Genomic DNA, 15,491 nt, shown 5'->3' on the forward strand with positions numbered 1-15,491 from the left:
GATCCCTAACGTGCTGAAGCGTCCCCTCAGCCGCTGCCGCGGCCGCACCCCTGGAGAGCCCGGATGACCACCACCACCAAGTCGTATGACGACGCCACCGCCATACCCGACCAACCCACCCGCGTCGAGACGCACGGGATCGACTACATCCCCGAGTCCGAGCGACACGGGCGGCCGCGTGAACTGTTCGCGGTCTGGGCGGCACCCAACGTCAACTACCTCAACCTGCTGGTCGGCGGCCTGCTCATTGCGGTGTTCGGGCTGACCCTCTGGCAGGCGATCGCCGCGATCGTGGTCGGCAGCCTCTTCACCGTCTTCACCGGCGTGGTCGCCGCCAGCGGCCCAGCTGCCGGCACACCGAGCGAAGTCATCATGCGCGCGCTCTTCGGCACCCGGGCCAACCGCGTCGCGATCTTCGTCAACGGCTGGTTCATCAGCGTGTGCTACCTGGCGATCAACTGGGCGACGGTCGCCGTGGTCAGCTTCGAACTGGCTCACCGGGTGGGCGTCGACACCGCTGATCCGGTCAAGATCCTGCTGATCCTGGTGGTGTCCGCGGTGACGCTGACCATCAGCGTCTACGGTCACGGGCTGATCATGCGGCTCTACCAGCCGCTGGCCTGGAGCCTGGTGGTCGTCTTCGTGATCGCCTCCGCCTATGTGCTGGCGCACGCGCAGTTCGGCTACCACCCCAAGCAGCCGTTGCACGGCGCACTGCTGTGGGGCAGCCTGGCCGCGGCGGTCGCCACCATCGCGTCGGCGCCGTTGTCCTACAACAACAGCGCGGACTTCGCCCGGTATCTGCCCTCGAAGACGTCCGGGGCGTCGGTGGCGTGGTGGACCGCGGTCGGCTCCGCCATACCGAACATGATCTTCACCATCGTCGGTGTGCTGGCCGCGACCGCGCTCGACATGTCCGACCCCGTGCGTGCACTCGACCACATTCTGCCGCCATGGTTCGGCCCGGTCTTCATGATCGCGGTCATCCTCGGCACCGTGGCGAACAACGCGATGACGGCATACAGCTCAGGCCTGGCCCTGCAGGTGGTCGGCATCAAGTGGCCGCGCACCCGCACGGTGCTGCTCGACGGCACGGTCGGCACGCTCATGACGCTCTACGCGGTGCTCGTCTCCAACTTCCTGGACACCGTGCAGAACGCGCTGCAGCTCGCCGTCGTCGTACTGGGCCCGGTGATGTCGGTGTATGTCGCCGACATGATCCTGCGTCGCAATCGATACGACGGCCCCGGACTGTGCGACGAGAGCCGGACCAGCCCCTACTGGTATTCGGGCGGCGCCAACCTCGTCGGCATCGGCTGCGCGGTCGGCGGCATCGTCCTGAGCGCGATGTCAGCATCCGTCGTCTTCTCGGGCGGCGCGAGCTACACCGGCTGGGTCGCCGGCGGACTCAGCGGTGTCGACGTGTCGGTCTGGGTCGGCACCTTCCTGCCGGGCATCGCCTACCTACTGCTGATGCCGCGCTACCGCGCGGCGAGGAGGTCCTTCGCCTCATGAGTTCGGTTCATTACCGCGGCGGGATGGTGTATGCCGCGAACGGCTCCTGGGCGGAGTCGCTGGTCGTGCGTGACGGTCTGATCGCGTATGTCGGAGACGTCGCCGGCGCGGACGCGATCGCCGGCAACGGCCGGGTGGTCGAGCTCGACGGCGCGCTGGTCCTGCCCGGATTCGTCGACGCGCACACGCACCTGCTCGGCCTGGGCACGTCGCTGCAGCAGGTCGATCTGCTGCCGGCGGTCGACCTGGCCGACATACAGCAGCGGCTCGCCGCGGCTGCCGCGGCGAACCCCGATGCCGCACGCGTCGTCGGACGCAGCTGGCTCTATGCACCGCTGCAGGGCCGTATGCCGGACCGGCGAATGCTCGACGCAGCGGTGCCCGACCGGCCGGTCTACCTGATCTCCAACGACGTGCACACCGGCTGGGTCAACACGGCGGCGCTGCACGAGCTGGGCATCGACGACGAAACTCCTGACCCGATCGGCGGCACCATCACCCGGGACGCCGACGGCGTCGCGACCGGCCTGCTGCACGAGACGGCATCACTAGGGCTGATGCGGGACTTCCTGGAGAGCGTGGAAACCACCGAGAGTGCCGACGCCGCACTTGCAGCCGCGTTCGAGCACTACTGTGCCGCCGGTGTCATGGCTGCGATCGACATGGGTCTCGGCGAGCCGGAGGTCTGCGCGCTGGAGCGTGCCCTGGCCGCCGGCGCGGGCCGGTTGCCGATCCGCGTCGCCGGTCACTGGGTGATCGACCGGACCGCTTCCACGCGGGCCGATCTCGCCCAGCTGGAGCACGTGATCGAGCTGCGCGAGCGGCTCACCGGACCGTGGCTGAGAATCAACGGCATCAAGCTCATGGTCGACGGGGTGATCGACAGTTGCACCGCGGCCATGAAGAAGCCCTTCGCCGACGGCAGCCATCCCGGGCCCATCTGGTCGCTCGAGGCGCTCACCCCCGTGGTGGTCGCCGCCGATGCCGCCGGTCTGCAGATCGCGATGCACGCGATCGGCGACGAGGCCTCCGACATCGCCCTCTCCGCACTCGAGCACGCGATGGAGGTCAATGGCCCGCGCCCGCGCCGGCACCGCATCGAGCACCTCGAGACGGTGACCGAGGAGAACGTCGCCCGGCTGGCGCGGCTGGGCGTGATCGCGTCGATGCAACCGGTGCACTCCGACCCGGCGATCCAGGACACGTGGCGCGCGAACCTCGGTGACGAGCGCGTCGAGCGTGGTTATCCCTGGCCGGAGTTCACCGGCGCTGGGGCCCGGCTCGCCTTCGGCACGGACGCGCCGACGGCGCCATACCCGCCGCTGCCGAACCTGTTCGTGGCCAGTACTCGCCGGTCGGCGCTGGACCCCGCGCTGCCGCCCAACCTGCCCGATTTCGCGCTGCCGCTGACCGAGTCGGTCGCCCACGCGACGGCCGACGCCGCCTACTCGGGGCAATGGGAAGCTGTCACCGGCACGCTGGCCACGGGGCGATCCGCCGATTTCGTCGTGCTCGACGAGAACCCGTTCACCCTGGGTCCGGACGCGCTGCTCACCGCCCGGGTGACGACGAGGGTGCTGGCCGGGGAGGAGCTGCACTGCGCTGATCTCGCCCGGCGCGCTTCCTCCCGACACCCATGACGTTTTCCGTCGACGCGCCGCGCCCGCTTGTCAAAATTTTACCTAACGCTGGTGACGCGTTGGACCAAAAGTGAATATTGTGCAAGTTGGTAAAGCTGAGGTTCCCTGGCCTCTCTTCCGCTTACCATCGCTTTGCGCAAAGGATCCTCGATGAATAGAGCTCTGCCCGCCGTCGGTGCCGCCGTCACCGCACTGGCGCTCCTCGCGACCATGAGTCCCGCCGGTGCGGCCACGCCGCATCACCCGAAGCCGACCAAGGCCGCCCGGGCCGCCGGCATCACCGAAGCCGGCGGCGCGTATGCCGGCTGGGAGCAGCACGCCGGCAGTAATCGCAGCGCTGCCCTGGTGCGGCCCTACGCGGCGGCGACGCAGACGCCGGGCATCGACGTCTCGGGATACCAGGGCAACGTGAACTGGTCGTCCCAGTGGGGCGCCGGAGTGCGCTGGGCCTACACGAAGGCCACTGAGGGCACCTACTACACCAACGCCTACTTCGCGCAGCAGTACAACGGCAGCTACAAGGTCGGCATGATCCGCGGTGCCTACCACTTCGCCAACCCCGCGAACTCCTCCGGGACGACCCAGGCCGACTACTTCGTGTCGCACGGAGGCGGCTGGTCGGCGGACGGCAAGACGCTGCCGGGGATGCTCGACATCGAGTACAACCCTTACGGCGCAACGTGTTACGGCCTTTCCCAGTCGTCCATGGTCGGCTGGATCCGGTCGTTCCTCACCGAATACAAGCGCCGGACCGGGCGGGACGCCGTCATCTACACGACCACCGGCTGGTGGAAGACGTGCACCGGCAACTCGACCGCCTTCAGTCAGAGCAACGCGCTGTGGATCGCGCGCTACGCCTCGACGGCCGGAACGCTGCCCGGCAGCTGGCTCTACTACACGATGTGGCAATACACCGACTCACCGATCGACCAGGACTGGTTCAACGGCGACCTGTCCCGGGTTCGCGCTCTCGCCTACGGCTGACCGGGGCCCCGGCCGTTGCGCCGGGTTCAGTCGTTGAGCTGGGCGCGCAGCACCACCCGCTCGCCCAGCCGCACCGGCTGAGGCATCACGGCGGTGAGCCCTGCGCGGCTCACCGTTGCCGGCGCCAGGTCCGGCCACGCCGCCAACCGCTCTAGCTGAACCCGCGTCGGCGGGAACATCCGGGCCTGCCCGGCCCTCGCCTGCGCGAGGACGTCGGCCGGGCGGCGCCATACGGCCTCCTCCGCCTCCGTCGTGTGGGCGTCGGCGACCTGCCGCTCGGGCAGCAGCGCGGAGAAGAACCAGGTGTCGTAGCGGCGCGGCTCCATCTCGGGCGTGATCCAGTGGTCCTGGAGCGCCAACAGGTCCGACCGGAGGCGCAGTTCGCGGTGCTCCAGCAGTTCGCCGAAGGCGACACTGCGGTCGAGCAACGCGGCGCGGGCCGCCTGCCAGTCCGGTTCGGCGACGTCGAGCACGACCGTCTCGGTGCTCGGGCCGGCGAGCAGCACGCCGCACTCCTCGAACACCTCACGCACGGCGGCGATGACGAGCGCCTGGGCGATCGGCTCGGGCAGGCCCATCAACCGTGCCCAGTCCTGCGGGGACGGTCCGGCCCACGGCACATCCCGTGCCTCGTCGCGGGGATCCATCCCGCCACCGGGAAAGACCCACATCGACGGCGCGAACTTCATGGACGACACCCGCCGCTGCATGAAGACCTCCGCACCGGAAGAGGACTCGCGCAACAACATGACTGTCGACGCCAAGCGCGCCGGAGCGATGGTGCGCTCCGGCGGCGGCGTCGACAGCCAGGCAAGTGCGTTGTCCCGCAGGACTCCAGGCAACTCGAGGTCGTGCGTCGAGGTCACGACGTCGGGAACTACTGCACCGAGACGGTGATCTCGACCTCGACCGGTGCGTCCATCGGCAGGGATGCGACACCGACGGCGGAACGGGCGTGCGCGCCCCGCTCCCCGAACGCCTTGCCTAGCAGTTCGCTGGCGCCGTTGATCACGGCCGGCTGCCCGGTGAAGGTCGGGTCGCTGGCCACGAACCCGACCACCTTCACGACGCGGGTGACCTGGTCCAGGTCGCCGATCTCCGACTTCACGGCGGCGATCGCGTTGAGGGCACAGATCTCCGCGAGCTTGGCGGCATCCTCCTGGCTCACCTCGGCGCCCACCTTGCCCGTCGCCTGCAGTTTGCCGTCGACCATCGGCAACTGGCCGGAGGTGAAGACGAGGCAGCCGTCCTTGACGACGGGCACGTATGCCGCGACGGGTGCCGCGACATCGGGCACTTGCAGGCCCAGCTCGGCGAGACGGTCTTCAACTGCGGACATCTGTCACTGCTCCTTGGGACGCTTGAGGTAGGCAACGAGGCTGTTGCCGTCGGGGCCGGGCACCACCTGGACGAGCTCCCAGCCGTCCTCGCCCCACTGGTCGAGGATCTGCTTGGTGGCGTGGACTATCAATGGAACGGTTGCATACTCCCAGGTCGTCATGCCGTCACCCTATTCCTCACCGAGTCGGGTCGAAGGGGAGGAGTTCGGGCGGCGTGACGCCGGTGACGATCTGCTCGGCCAGCAGCTGGCCGGACAGCGGCCCGAGGGTGATGCCCCACATGCCGTGGCCGCCGTTGGCGAACACCCGCGGGACCCGGGTGGCACCCACGAGCGGCAGACCGTCGACGCTGACCGGGCGGCCACCCACCCAGGTGTCCTGCTGGTCGTCCCAGTCCACGCCGGACAGCAGCGGTTTGGCGTTCTTGACGATCGCGTCGACGCGTTCGATGTGCAGGGGTTCCTCGGTGCCGGCGAACTCCATCGTGCCGCCCACCCGCAACCGGTCTCCGAGCGGCGTGCACGCCACCCGTTCGAACGGGAAGTAGACCGGGCAGGGCACCGGACGGTTCGCCGGGTCGGTGATCGACACCGAGAAGCTGTAGCCGCGTCCCGCCCGCACCGGGATCTTCACCCCGCACACCCTGGCCAGCTCGGGCAGCCAGGCACCGGTCGCGATCACCACGGCGTCACCGGAGATCGGCTCACCACTGACCATCTCCACCGTCACGCCGCCCGGACCATGCCGCAGCGCCCGCGCATTGGAACCGATCACCATGTGACCGCCCCGCTCGGCGACCGCGTGCGCGAGCGCATCGACATACTCGCCGGGGTTGATGTAGCGCTGACCGCCGAGCCGGATCGCCTTCTCGACATCGGCGCTGACGATCGGCAACTCGGCGCGCAACGTCGCGTTGTCGACCTCGGTCGCCTCGAGCTCCAGCCCGGCCTCCCGGATCAGCCGCACCTCGTGCTCGAGCCCGGCCGCGTCCTGAGCGCGCCGGAAGGCCGCCATGATCGGCGCCTCGTGCGACGTCGCCTGCACACCGTGGTCCTCCAGGAACTGGTAGGCCTCGATCGCGCGGCGGTTGACCGGCACGAACTTGTCCATCGTCCGCTTCCACTGCGCCGGCGTGCACCGCCGGGCGAACCCGAGCAGGAACGCGGCCAGCTTGGGGTCCGGCTTCATCGGGATGTAGAGCGGGGAGTCGGGGTCGAGCAGGGCCTTCAGGCCGTACTTGATCACCGACGGATCCGACAGCGGCACACACAGACCGGGCGACACCCAGCCGGCGTTGCCCCACGAGCTGCCGGCAGCGACCCCCGACCGCTCCACGACCGTGACCTCCACACCGCGCTCCTGCAGGTGCCAGGCGGTCGACAGCCCGACCATGCCCGCTCCGATGACGACAACGTGTGGGGTGCCCTGGCCTTTGGTGGGCCGAAGGGGTTCGAGCACCATGTGGCAACCTCTTTCCGGATGATTCGTTACCTGCCGTCGGACGGTAGCAATCTTTCGGTTTCGAACGTTAACTGGCTCACAACCAGCCAGTAGGGTCGGAGGCCGTGTCCATCCTCTCGATGACGGCGCCGCCGCCGGATCGCACCGTCGCCTACGGCCGGCTTCCCGACCAGCTGTATGACGTGCGCGCGCCCTCCGGCACTCCTCGCGACGTCACCGTCGTGGTGCTGCATGGTGGGTTCTGGCGGCCGGCATACGACCGCGCGCATGCCGGCATGCAGTCGGTGGCTTTGGCAGCGCATGGTTTTCACGTCGTGACGATCGAATACCGCCGCATCCCCGGGGACTGGCCGGCCATGGCGTCCGACGTGGTGGCGGGGGCCGATGCCGTCGGCCACGACCCGGAGCTGCCGGACCGCATCGTGCTGCTCGGCCACTCGGCGGGCGGGCACCTGGCGGCGTGGGCGGTGCACCAGGATCTCGGCGTTGCGGGTGCCGTTTCGCTGGCGGGCTGCGTCGACCTGCACCTGACGCGCGATCTGGGACTGGGGGAAAGAGCAGCCGCAGCGCTGTTCGGCTCCGCCCCGGAAGCCGTATGGCGAGCCGCCGACCCGGCCCTCCTCGGACGACCGCCGGTGCCGGTGCGGCTGGTGCACGGTGCGGCCGACGACCGGGTGCCGGTCGAGGTGTCGGAGAGCTACCAGGCGGCCGTGGGCAACGGAGTGTCCTTGCAGGTCCTTGCCGGCTGCGGGCACTTCGAGTTGATCGATCCGCGTTCGGCATACTTCGCGCACACCGTGGCGGCCGTCGACGCGATCCTGCCCTGAGCACCCCGATACCGTGAGGTCATGACCATCGGCGACTGGGAGGGCGTGCGCCTGCACATCGTGACGGGCAAGGGGGGCACCGGCAAGACCACCGTCGCCGCCGCCCTCGCGATGGCGCTGGCAACCGAGGGCAAGCGGGTGCTGGTCGCCGAGGTCGAGGGCCGTCAAGGCATCAGCGGTGTCTTCGACGTGCCGCGGCTGCGCGGCGACGACGAGGTACAGGTCGCCACCGGCCCGGGCGGCGGCCAGGTGATGGGGTTGTCCGTCGAGCCGAAGGCCGCACTCCTCGAATACCTGCAGATGTTCTACAAACTCGGCATGGCCGGCGGCATGCTGGAGCGCTTCGGCGTCATCGACTTCGCGACCACGGTCGCCCCGGGCCTGCGCGACGTGCTGCTGATCGGCAAGGTCTACGAGGCGGTCCGCCGCCGCCCCAGCCGACGGGGCACCCGCAGCGACCACTTGTATGGCGCGGTCGTCCTCGACGCCCCGCCCACCGGCCGGGTCGCCCAGTTCCTCGGGGTCAACCACGCGATGGCCGGCCTGGCCAAGGTGGGCCCGATCAAGAACCAGGCGGACGCCATCACCGCGCTGCTGCAGTCCTCGCAGACCGTGGTGCACTTGGTCACCCTGCTGGAGGAGATGCCGGTGCAGGAGACGGTCGAGGCGGCGGCGGAGCTGCGCGCGCTGTCCCTGCCGCTCGGTGCACTCGTGATCAATCAAGAGGTCACTCCCCCGGTGACCGACAAGACGCTGGAACTGCTGAACGCCGACGGCTTCGACGAGGCGCCGCTCGCCGAGGATCTCGCCGCGGTCGGGCTGCGCGTCGGGCCGCGGTTGCTGAATGGCCTGACGCAGACCGGTCTCGACCTCACTCAGCGGCTGGCCCTGCAGGACCGCGAGCGCGCTGCACTGGAGGAGCTCGGCCTGCCGACCTATCACCTGCCGATGATTCCCGGCGGCATGGATGCCGGCGGCCTGCTGGAGCTGACCGCAGCGTTGACCGAAGACGGGACAGGCGCATGACACAGGCACCCGCACTCGACATCGACACCCTCCTGCGCGACGACTCCGTGCGCACCATCGTGTGCTGCGGCTCCGGCGGCGTCGGCAAGACCACGACGGCGGCCGCGATCGCCATCCGAGCGGCCGAGCAGGGCCGCACGGTGGCGGTGCTGACCATTGACCCGGCCAAGCGGCTTGCGCAGGCACTGGGCCTCGAGCACCTCGACAACGAGCCGGCACCGGTGGAGTCGATCGACGCTTCGGCGGGCGGTTCGCTCGACGCGATGATGCTCGACATGAAGCGCACCTTCGACGAGCTGGTGCTGCGGCACGCCGCTCGGGAGAAGGCGCAGCAGATCCTAGAAAACCCCTTCTACCAAGCGGTTTCCAGCTCGTTCGCCGGCACGCAGGAATACATGGCGATGGAGCGGCTCGGCCAGCTGCACGCCGAGCAGGCCGATGGCGCGGCCCGCTGGGATCTCATCGTGGTCGACACGCCCCCGTCGCGTTCGGCGCTGGACTTCCTGGACGCGCCGAAGCGGCTGGGGTCGTTCCTGGACGGCAAGTTCATCCGGCTGCTGATGTCACCGGCGAAGGCGGGCGGCCGTGCCTATCTGAAGGTCATGTCGGTCGGTGTCACCACGATGACCGCGGTGATGTCGAAGGTGCTCGGCGGCCAACTGCTGCGCGACGCGCAGACTTTCGTCGCGGCGCTGGACTCGATGTTCGGCGGTTTCCGCGAGCGCGCCGACCAGACCTACGCGCTGCTCAGCGACGCGGCGACGGCGTTCGTCGTGGTCGCCACGCCGGAGCGCGACGCGCTGCGCGAGGCGTCGTTCTTCGCCGGCCGGCTGGCCGAGGAGCGTATGCCGCTGGCCGGTCTGGTCGTCAACCGCGTGGAGCGCACCCGGGTGCCGTCACTGCGCGAGGGCCGGGCGGAGGCGGCAGCCGAGGAGGCGGACGGACTCGCCGACCGCCCCGGCGCCGGCTGGCAACCGGCCGACACGGCGGCGCTGCTGCGGTTGCACGCCGAGCACGCGGCACAGGCGGTGCGGCAGGAGGCGGCGATCGGCCGGTTCACCGCCGCGCATCCGACCATCCCCCAGGTGCTGGTCGCCGCGGCGGCCCAGGACGTCAACGACGTGGAGCAGTTGCGCGACATCGGCGCACAACTGGCCGATTAGCTGCGTTCGAGGAGGGTGCTGATCAGCGGTGGCCGAGGAAGGCGTCCGCCTGGCTCGGGTTCGCCTGTCCCCTCGGCTCAGTCGGTGGTTCGCGCTTCGTCGGCGCGCGCGAGCTTGAACAGCTGCGCCCAGGAACGCACGTCGGGGCGGCGGCGCAACAGCGCGCGTCGCTCGCGCTCCGTCATACCGCCCCAGACGCCGTATTCGGTGCGGTTGTCCAGCGCGTCGGCAAGGCACTCGGCAACAACGGGGCACCGCTGGCAAATCGCCTTGGCGGACTGTTGGGCGGCACCTTTGGCAAAGAGTTCGTCGGGTGAGGATCCGCTCCGACACATCGCGCGCGCCGGCCAGTTGTCGTCCCAGGTCGCCTTGTCCGGCAGTACAGCAGTCATGTTCTCTTCTCGGCCTTCCCCACCCAGCTTGGATTTTTACGTCCTCGCGCCCCGTGTTCTGTCGTCACTGTATTGACCGTTCGGGTCGGCCGCCAGATCCTCGAGGACTAATCCCAAATAGTCCTTTCGCACTATACGTGCGCGTTCCGCGATTCGTCTATCATGCGGACCCACCGAATGCGGCTCCTGACAGATTCGGCAGTTACGCTGCCCACCATGCGTGTTGCGACCCGTCTCGGCACCGTGCTCAGCCTCCTCGGAGCTTTGATCGCCACCGCGGTGGCCATGGGGCTGATCGCGGCCTGTCTGGCGCTGCCCGCCCTGGGCGCTGCGGGACAGGCAACCAACGGCAGCATCAAGCTCTTCAACGAGATGCCCGGCTCGTTCGCGATGAACCCGCTGGCACAGCAGTCGCGCATCCTCGCCGCGGACGGCACAGTGCTCGCGACGCCGTTCAGCCAGAACCGCATCGTGGTGCCGTTCGACAAGATCTCCAAGCCCATGAAGCAGGCGCAGGTCGCCATCGAGGACGAGCGGTTCTACAGCCACGGTGCGATCGACTCCCGTGGCCTGGCGCGCGCGATCACCTCCAACATCTTCAGCAACGGCACGCAGGGCGCGTCGACGCTGACCCAGCAATACGTCAAGATCGCGCTGCAGAACCAAGCGCTCAATGCCGGTAACACGCAGGCTGCCAAGGACGCCGTCAGCCGCACCGGCATGGAGGGTTACGTCCGTAAGCTGCAGCAACTGAAATACGCGGTGTCGCTGGAGCAGAAATACACCAAGGACCAGATCCTCGACGGCTACCTCAACCTGGTGCCGTATGGCGGCAACATCTACGGCGTGGAGGCGGCGGCCCGCACCTACTTCGGCGTCCACGCCTCACAGCTCGACCTGGCGCAAGCCGCGATGATGGCCGGCATCGTCAACGAGCCAGGGCTGCTCAACCCGTTCACCAACCCGAGCGGTGTGCTGCAGCGCCGCAACGTGGTGCTGCAGAAGATGTACCAGCAGAAGATGATCACCCGGAAGCAACTGATCGCGGCGCAGAACTCCAAGCTCGGGCTGCACCCCACACAGACGGCGTCCAACAGCTGCGCCAACTCCAAGTACCCCTACTTCTGCTACTACGTGGTGAGCTGGCTGGAGACCCAGCCGGCACTGGGCAAGACGCCCAAGGAGCGGCTGGCGACGCTGCAGAGCGGCGGTCTGACGGTCAAGACCAGCTTCCAGCCGAGGATCGCCGACGTCATCGACAAGCAGATCCGGGCCAAGGTGCCGCAGGGCAACAGCGAGGGCATCGACTCGGCCGCGGTGACCATTCAGCCGGGCACCGGGCTGATCCTCGGCAGCGGCCAGAACACCAAGTACTCCAACTCCTCCGGCCGAGGACTCAACGCGTCCGACTTCACGGTGTCCGGGCGCGGTTACCCCTACGGCTCCACCGCAAAGCTCTTTGCGGTGATCACCGCGCTGCAGGCCGGCTGGAAGCCGGACAAGACGATCACGGTGCCGACATACAACGGCAAGTCGACGGCAGGTGCGCCGGCCCACGTCTTCACCCACCAGGACTTCCCCGGCCGCTGTGGTCTGGGCCGCGGCGAGAAGTGGACGCTGCCCAACGACAAGCCCTACCCGCGGGCCGGATCAGCGATGTCGTTGACCACGGCGACAGCCCGCTCGGTCAACACCGTCTTCGCGACGGTCGTGAGTCAGCTCGGTGCCTGCAACGTCATGAAGACCACGACCGACTTCGGCATCAAGGACGGCAACGGCAAGACGATCGATCCGACGCCGGCCTCGATCACCTTGGGCACCTCCAACGTCACCCCGCTCGACCTCGCGAACGCCTACGCAACCGTGGCATCCGGTGGCCTCTACTGCCCGCCGCGCCCCGTGGTGTCCATCACCGACGGCAACGGCAAGAAGCTCAAGCTGACCGGGACGAAGTGCAAGCGGATCATCAGCAAGAAGGTCGCCGCGGAGACCACCCAGATTTTCGAGACGGTGCTGACCGATCCGACCGGCACCACCGGTGGCCGGGTCCTGTTGGCCGACCACCGGCCCGCCGCGGGCAAGACCGGCACCAACGACGGGTCGACGAACATCTGGTTCGGCGGTTACACCCCGCAGATGGCGACCGCCGTCTGGGTCGGTCACGCGGACAGCTTCAAGCCGATGAAGGACATCACGCTGGCCGGCCACTTCTACAAGGGTTACGTCTTCGCCGGCGACCTCGCCGCACCGATCTGGAAGGGCATCATGGACGGCGCCCTGAAGGGCGAGCCGATCGCCTACTTCCGCAACCCGGACGGCACGATCCGCAAGGAGACGCCGTCGTCGCCCCCGAGCACCACTTCGACGCAGACCTACACCTCCACCTACGTGCCGCCCGCCACCACCACGCAGCCGCCGCCCCCGTCCACGACTCAGCCTCCGGCGACGACCAATCCACCGCCCACGAGCACGACCAACCCGCCGCCCCCGGGAAAGACCAAGACCGGTCCCCCGAAGCACAGCCCGCCGACGAAGCACCCCGGCTGACGGAGGGCTCAGCCCTGCAGTGCCCGCTTCACCGCTGCGGCGACCCGTGCGCCCTCGGCCCGTCCGGCAACCTTCGGTTGGACGACCTTCATCACCTGACCCATGCCGGCCATGCCCTCCGCACCGGTCTCCGTGATCGCGTCGGCCACCAGGGCCGCCAAGTCGTCGTCGGTGAGTTGCGTGGGCAGGTATTCCTCGAGCACGGCCAGCTCGGCCCGTTCGGAGTCGGCCAGCTCGGTGCGGCCGGCCTCGTCATACGCCTGCGCCGCTTCCCGACGCTTCTTCGCCTCCTTGGCGATGACCTGCTGGACCTCGTCGTCGCTGAGCTCCTTGGCCTCCTTGCCGGCAACCTCGGCGTTGGTGACCGCGGCGAGCGCCATCCGGAGGGTGGCGGTGCGCACCTTGTCGCGGGCGCGCATGGCGGCGGTCATGTCCTCACGCAGGCTCTGCTTGCTCGTCATGGACCCCAGTGTCGCACCGCGGGTCGATCCGGCCCGCACAGTTGCCGGACCGCATAATTGACAGCCTCATGCGTGTACTCACCAAGACTTCAGCCGCCGTCGCGGGCGCGGGCCTCGGGACGTTGGCGTGGGCGTCCCTCGTCGAGCGGCACCTCTACACCTTGCGCCGCTTCGAGCTGCCCGTGCTGGCGCGCGGGTCGCGGCCACTGCGGGTGCTGCACCTCAGCGACCTGCATCTGGTTCCCCGGCAGGCGCGCCGCATCGATTGGGTGCGCGGACTCGCAGCGCTGGAGCCGGATTTCGTGATCAACACCGGCGACAACTGCTCCGACCTGGAGGCTGTCCCGTCGGTGCTGCGTGCAATGGAGCCGCTGCTGGAGTTTCCCGGCGCGTTCGTGCTGGGTTCGAACGACTACTACGCACCGGCTCCGAAGAGCCCGCTGGGGTATGTCGGCCTCGGCGCGCCGCACAAGCGCGCCGCAGACCTCCAGACACCGACGCTGCCGGTGCACGAGCTCGTCGATGGCTTCACCGGCGGAGGTTGGGTCGACCTGAACAACGTGCGCACGAAGCTCGAGGTCAGCGGCGTTCCAGTCGAGTTCGTCGGCGTCGATGATCCGCACATCGAACTGGACGACTACCGGTCGGTCGCCGGTCACGCCGCCTCCGACGTCGCTGCAACGGTCGGAGTGGTGCATGCGCCATACGTTCGGGTGCTCGACGCGATGACTGCCGACGGCGCCGGACTGATCGTCGCCGGCCACACGCACGGCGGCCAGGTCTGCGTGCCGCTGTATGGCGCACTCACGACCAACTGCGACCTGGACAACGCTCGCGCCAAAGGCGTTTCGCGGTGGTGGCCGGGTGCCTTGGGCCATTCCGACGCGGACGCACCGGCCGACGCGGCGTGGCTCGAGGTGTCCGCGGGGCTGGGCCACAACAAGTACAACCCGGTGCGGCTCGCGTGCCGGCCCGAGGCGACGCTGCTGACGCTCGTACCTGGCGCCTGATGAGTTTCGTCAAGCACGCCGCCTCGGCACGTGCGGCCGCCTGGGAGGCGGCGGGGCTCGACTGGCTCCGGGTGGACGGTGGTGCATCGGTCGTCGACCTGCTCTCCGTCGACGCGGGTTCCCTGGAGCTGGAACGGCTTTCGCCCACGGCGCCGTCGGCCGCAGCTGCAGAGGCGTTCGCCCGCGCGCTGGCGGCGACGCATGCGTCCGGCGCATCGGCTTACGGCGTGGGACCCGACGACTGGGACGGTGACGGCTACCAGGGGCCGGCGGACGACCTGCTCGCGTTGCCGCTGCGGCCCTACGCGACATGGGGTGCCATGTATGCCGACCTACGCATCGCACCGCTGCTCGACCGCCTCTCCCCCGGTCGAGTGCCGGAGGAGCGTAGCGGAGGAGGTGTATCCAAACCCGTGAACCCACCCCGCGCTGGTCGAGTGCCGGAGGAGCGCAGCGGGGGAGGTGTATCGAGACCCGCGGAGCCGCTGTTGCGACGCCTGCGCGACGGCGAGTTCGACGAGTCGTGTGCCACGCCGGCCCGCCTCCACGGTGATCTGTGGTCGGGCAACGTCGTGTGGACGGCGTCCGGTGGCGTGCTGATCGACCCCGCCGCGCACGCCGGCCATCCGGAGTCGGACCTGGCGGCGCTGGCGCTCTTCGGCGCGCCCCATCTCGAGCGAATCCTGGCTGCATACGACGAAGTAGCCGGTTTGGTCGACGGCTGGCCGGACCGGGTGCCGCTCATGCAACTCCACCTCGTGCTGCTGCACGCCGTCCTCTTCGGCGGCGGGTATGTCGAGCAAGCCCGCCGGATCCTGCAGCGCTACCGCTGACCGCGGCGGGCACTGGCATGTCTGACGGCCGGCTTGACCGTTGACGCTCGAATTGGACCGTCACCCGTCAATCGGACCGTCAGACATGGGGCCCATCCCGGTCACTTCACGCACCCCTCGTGCCCGTCCTGACCCGATTGGGCGAATCACCGACACTGCTTGTATCGTTGCTTCTCGCCGCGCGTATCCATCGGGTGTTCGCGGCATGCCACGGGGTGTGGCGCAGCTTGGTAGCGCGCTTCGTTCGGGACGAAGAGGTCGCAGGTTCAAATCCTGTCACCCCGACAAATGG

At 68.9% G+C, this 15,491-nt stretch carries 15 protein-coding genes and 1 tRNA gene; 10 read left to right on the forward strand and 6 right to left on the reverse strand.

Features of this window, described 5'->3' with window-relative positions:
* Nucleotides 1-63: 63 nt before the first annotated feature.
* The 3 genes from ACN8HC_RS08690 to ACN8HC_RS08700 all read left to right on the forward strand — a co-directional run bounded on the left by ACN8HC_RS08690 (nt 64) and on the right by ACN8HC_RS08700 (nt 4,139).
* On the forward strand, nt 64-1,515 hold the full coding sequence (locus ACN8HC_RS08690) for a purine-cytosine permease family protein (RefSeq protein WP_490074433.1): 1,452 nt from the start codon (nt 64-66) through the stop codon (nt 1,513-1,515).
* The gene (locus ACN8HC_RS08695; protein WP_490074434.1) at nt 1,512-3,155 is read left to right on the forward strand and encodes an amidohydrolase; all 1,644 of its coding nucleotides are present in this window, start codon (nt 1,512-1,514) and stop codon (nt 3,153-3,155) included. Before ACN8HC_RS08690 ends, ACN8HC_RS08695 begins: the two co-directional genes overlap by 4 nt.
* A 150-nt stretch (nt 3,156-3,305) precedes the next feature.
* A complete protein-coding gene (locus ACN8HC_RS08700; RefSeq protein ID WP_490074435.1) occupies nt 3,306-4,139 on the forward strand; it encodes a lysozyme in 834 nt (277 codons plus the stop codon).
* Nucleotides 4,140-4,165: 26 nt separating this feature from the next.
* Here the strand turns inward: ACN8HC_RS08700 and ACN8HC_RS08705 are convergent, their stop codons facing one another.
* Genes ACN8HC_RS08705 through ACN8HC_RS08720 form a run of 4 tightly spaced genes read right to left on the reverse strand, consistent with a single transcriptional unit; the run spans nt 4,166 to nt 6,940 of the window.
* Nucleotides 4,166-5,005 (reverse strand): NUDIX hydrolase, encoded by an 840-nt coding sequence (locus ACN8HC_RS08705; RefSeq protein ID WP_490074436.1) that lies wholly within the window; start codon nt 5,003-5,005, stop codon nt 4,166-4,168.
* Nucleotides 5,006-5,016: 11 nt separating this feature from the next.
* Nucleotides 5,017-5,478: a RidA family protein gene (locus ACN8HC_RS08710; protein WP_490074437.1), complete on the reverse strand. Its 462-nt coding sequence runs from the start codon at nt 5,476-5,478 to the stop codon at nt 5,017-5,019.
* A gap of 3 nt (nt 5,479-5,481) precedes the next feature.
* Nucleotides 5,482-5,640: a Sp36 family protein gene (gene sp36, locus ACN8HC_RS08715; RefSeq protein ID WP_188836412.1), complete on the reverse strand. Its 159-nt coding sequence runs from the start codon at nt 5,638-5,640 to the stop codon at nt 5,482-5,484.
* 16 nt (nt 5,641-5,656) lie between these two features.
* Complete coding sequence (locus tag ACN8HC_RS08720; RefSeq protein ID WP_490074438.1) at nt 5,657-6,940, reverse strand: NAD(P)/FAD-dependent oxidoreductase; 1,284 nt, start codon at nt 6,938-6,940, stop codon at nt 5,657-5,659.
* Nucleotides 6,941-7,044: 104 nt separating this feature from the next.
* On the opposite strand from ACN8HC_RS08720, the gene ACN8HC_RS08725 reads away from it, so the two are divergent.
* Genes ACN8HC_RS08725 through bagB form a run of 3 tightly spaced genes read left to right on the forward strand, consistent with a single transcriptional unit; the run spans nt 7,045 to nt 9,956 of the window.
* Nucleotides 7,045-7,767 carry an alpha/beta hydrolase family protein gene (locus ACN8HC_RS08725; RefSeq protein WP_490074439.1) on the forward strand — a complete coding sequence of 241 codons (723 nt, stop codon included), beginning with the start codon at nt 7,045-7,047 and terminating at the stop codon, nt 7,765-7,767.
* Between the two features lie 21 nt (nt 7,768-7,788).
* A complete protein-coding gene (bagA, locus tag ACN8HC_RS08730) occupies nt 7,789-8,793 on the forward strand; it encodes an ATPase BagA (RefSeq protein WP_490074440.1) in 1,005 nt (334 codons plus the stop codon).
* Complete coding sequence (gene bagB / locus ACN8HC_RS08735; protein WP_490074441.1) at nt 8,790-9,956, forward strand: ATPase BagB; 1,167 nt, start codon at nt 8,790-8,792, stop codon at nt 9,954-9,956. Before bagA ends, bagB begins: the two co-directional genes overlap by 4 nt.
* Before the next feature lie 77 nt (nt 9,957-10,033).
* On the opposite strand, the gene ACN8HC_RS08740 is transcribed toward bagB, so the two are convergent.
* A complete protein-coding gene (locus ACN8HC_RS08740) occupies nt 10,034-10,348 on the reverse strand; it encodes a WhiB family transcriptional regulator (RefSeq protein ID WP_490074442.1) in 315 nt (104 codons plus the stop codon).
* A 216-nt stretch (nt 10,349-10,564) separates the two neighbouring features.
* On the opposite strand from ACN8HC_RS08740, the gene ACN8HC_RS08745 reads away from it, so the two are divergent.
* Nucleotides 10,565-12,895 (forward strand): transglycosylase domain-containing protein, encoded by a 2,331-nt coding sequence (locus tag ACN8HC_RS08745; protein WP_490074443.1) that lies wholly within the window; start codon nt 10,565-10,567, stop codon nt 12,893-12,895.
* An 8-nt stretch (nt 12,896-12,903) separates the two neighbouring features.
* Here ACN8HC_RS08745 and ACN8HC_RS08750 read toward each other — a convergent pair whose 3' ends face one another.
* Nucleotides 12,904-13,356 (reverse strand): GatB/YqeY domain-containing protein, encoded by a 453-nt coding sequence (locus tag ACN8HC_RS08750; RefSeq protein ID WP_490074444.1) that lies wholly within the window; start codon nt 13,354-13,356, stop codon nt 12,904-12,906.
* A 68-nt stretch (nt 13,357-13,424) separates the two neighbouring features.
* Here ACN8HC_RS08750 and ACN8HC_RS08755 point away from each other — a divergent pair, with 68 nt between their 5' ends.
* The 3 genes from ACN8HC_RS08755 to ACN8HC_RS08765 all read left to right on the forward strand — a co-directional run bounded on the left by ACN8HC_RS08755 (nt 13,425) and on the right by ACN8HC_RS08765 (nt 15,484).
* Nucleotides 13,425-14,366 carry a metallophosphoesterase gene (locus ACN8HC_RS08755; RefSeq protein WP_490074445.1) on the forward strand — a complete coding sequence of 314 codons (942 nt, stop codon included), beginning with the start codon at nt 13,425-13,427 and terminating at the stop codon, nt 14,364-14,366.
* The gene (locus tag ACN8HC_RS08760) at nt 14,366-15,199 is read left to right on the forward strand and encodes a fructosamine kinase family protein (protein ID WP_490074446.1); all 834 of its coding nucleotides are present in this window, start codon (nt 14,366-14,368) and stop codon (nt 15,197-15,199) included. Before ACN8HC_RS08755 ends, ACN8HC_RS08760 begins: the two co-directional genes overlap by 1 nt.
* A 211-nt stretch (nt 15,200-15,410) precedes the next feature.
* Nucleotides 15,411-15,484: transfer RNA gene (locus ACN8HC_RS08765), tRNA-Pro, on the forward strand.
* Nucleotides 15,485-15,491: the final 7 nt, after the last annotated feature.

Source organism: Flexivirga sp. YIM B11880 (assembly GCF_058148645.1).

What these genes read in the sequence shown, in the direction of transcription:
- ACN8HC_RS08690 (WP_490074433.1), top strand. Translation starts at nt 64, where the DNA reads ATGACCACCACCACCAAGTCGTATGACGACGCCACCGCCATACCCGAC.
- ACN8HC_RS08695 (WP_490074434.1), top strand. Translation starts at nt 1,512, where the DNA reads ATGAGTTCGGTTCATTACCGCGGCGGGATGGTGTATGCCGCGAACGGC.
- ACN8HC_RS08700 (WP_490074435.1), top strand. Translation starts at nt 3,306, where the DNA reads ATGAATAGAGCTCTGCCCGCCGTCGGTGCCGCCGTCACCGCACTGGCG.
- ACN8HC_RS08710 (WP_490074437.1), bottom strand. Translation starts at nt 5,478, where the DNA reads ATGTCCGCAGTTGAAGACCGTCTCGCCGAGCTGGGCCTGCAAGTGCCC.
- sp36 (WP_188836412.1), bottom strand. Translation starts at nt 5,640, where the DNA reads ATGACGACCTGGGAGTATGCAACCGTTCCATTGATAGTCCACGCCACC.
- ACN8HC_RS08720 (WP_490074438.1), bottom strand. Translation starts at nt 6,940, where the DNA reads ATGGTGCTCGAACCCCTTCGGCCCACCAAAGGCCAGGGCACCCCACAC.
- bagA (WP_490074440.1), top strand. Translation starts at nt 7,789, where the DNA reads ATGACCATCGGCGACTGGGAGGGCGTGCGCCTGCACATCGTGACGGGC.
- bagB (WP_490074441.1), top strand. Translation starts at nt 8,790, where the DNA reads ATGACACAGGCACCCGCACTCGACATCGACACCCTCCTGCGCGACGAC.
- ACN8HC_RS08740 (WP_490074442.1), bottom strand. Translation starts at nt 10,348, where the DNA reads ATGACTGCTGTACTGCCGGACAAGGCGACCTGGGACGACAACTGGCCG.
- ACN8HC_RS08745 (WP_490074443.1), top strand. Translation starts at nt 10,565, where the DNA reads ATGCGTGTTGCGACCCGTCTCGGCACCGTGCTCAGCCTCCTCGGAGCT.
- ACN8HC_RS08750 (WP_490074444.1), bottom strand. Translation starts at nt 13,356, where the DNA reads ATGACGAGCAAGCAGAGCCTGCGTGAGGACATGACCGCCGCCATGCGC.
- ACN8HC_RS08755 (WP_490074445.1), top strand. Translation starts at nt 13,425, where the DNA reads ATGCGTGTACTCACCAAGACTTCAGCCGCCGTCGCGGGCGCGGGCCTC.
- ACN8HC_RS08760 (WP_490074446.1), top strand. Translation starts at nt 14,366, where the DNA reads ATGAGTTTCGTCAAGCACGCCGCCTCGGCACGTGCGGCCGCCTGGGAG.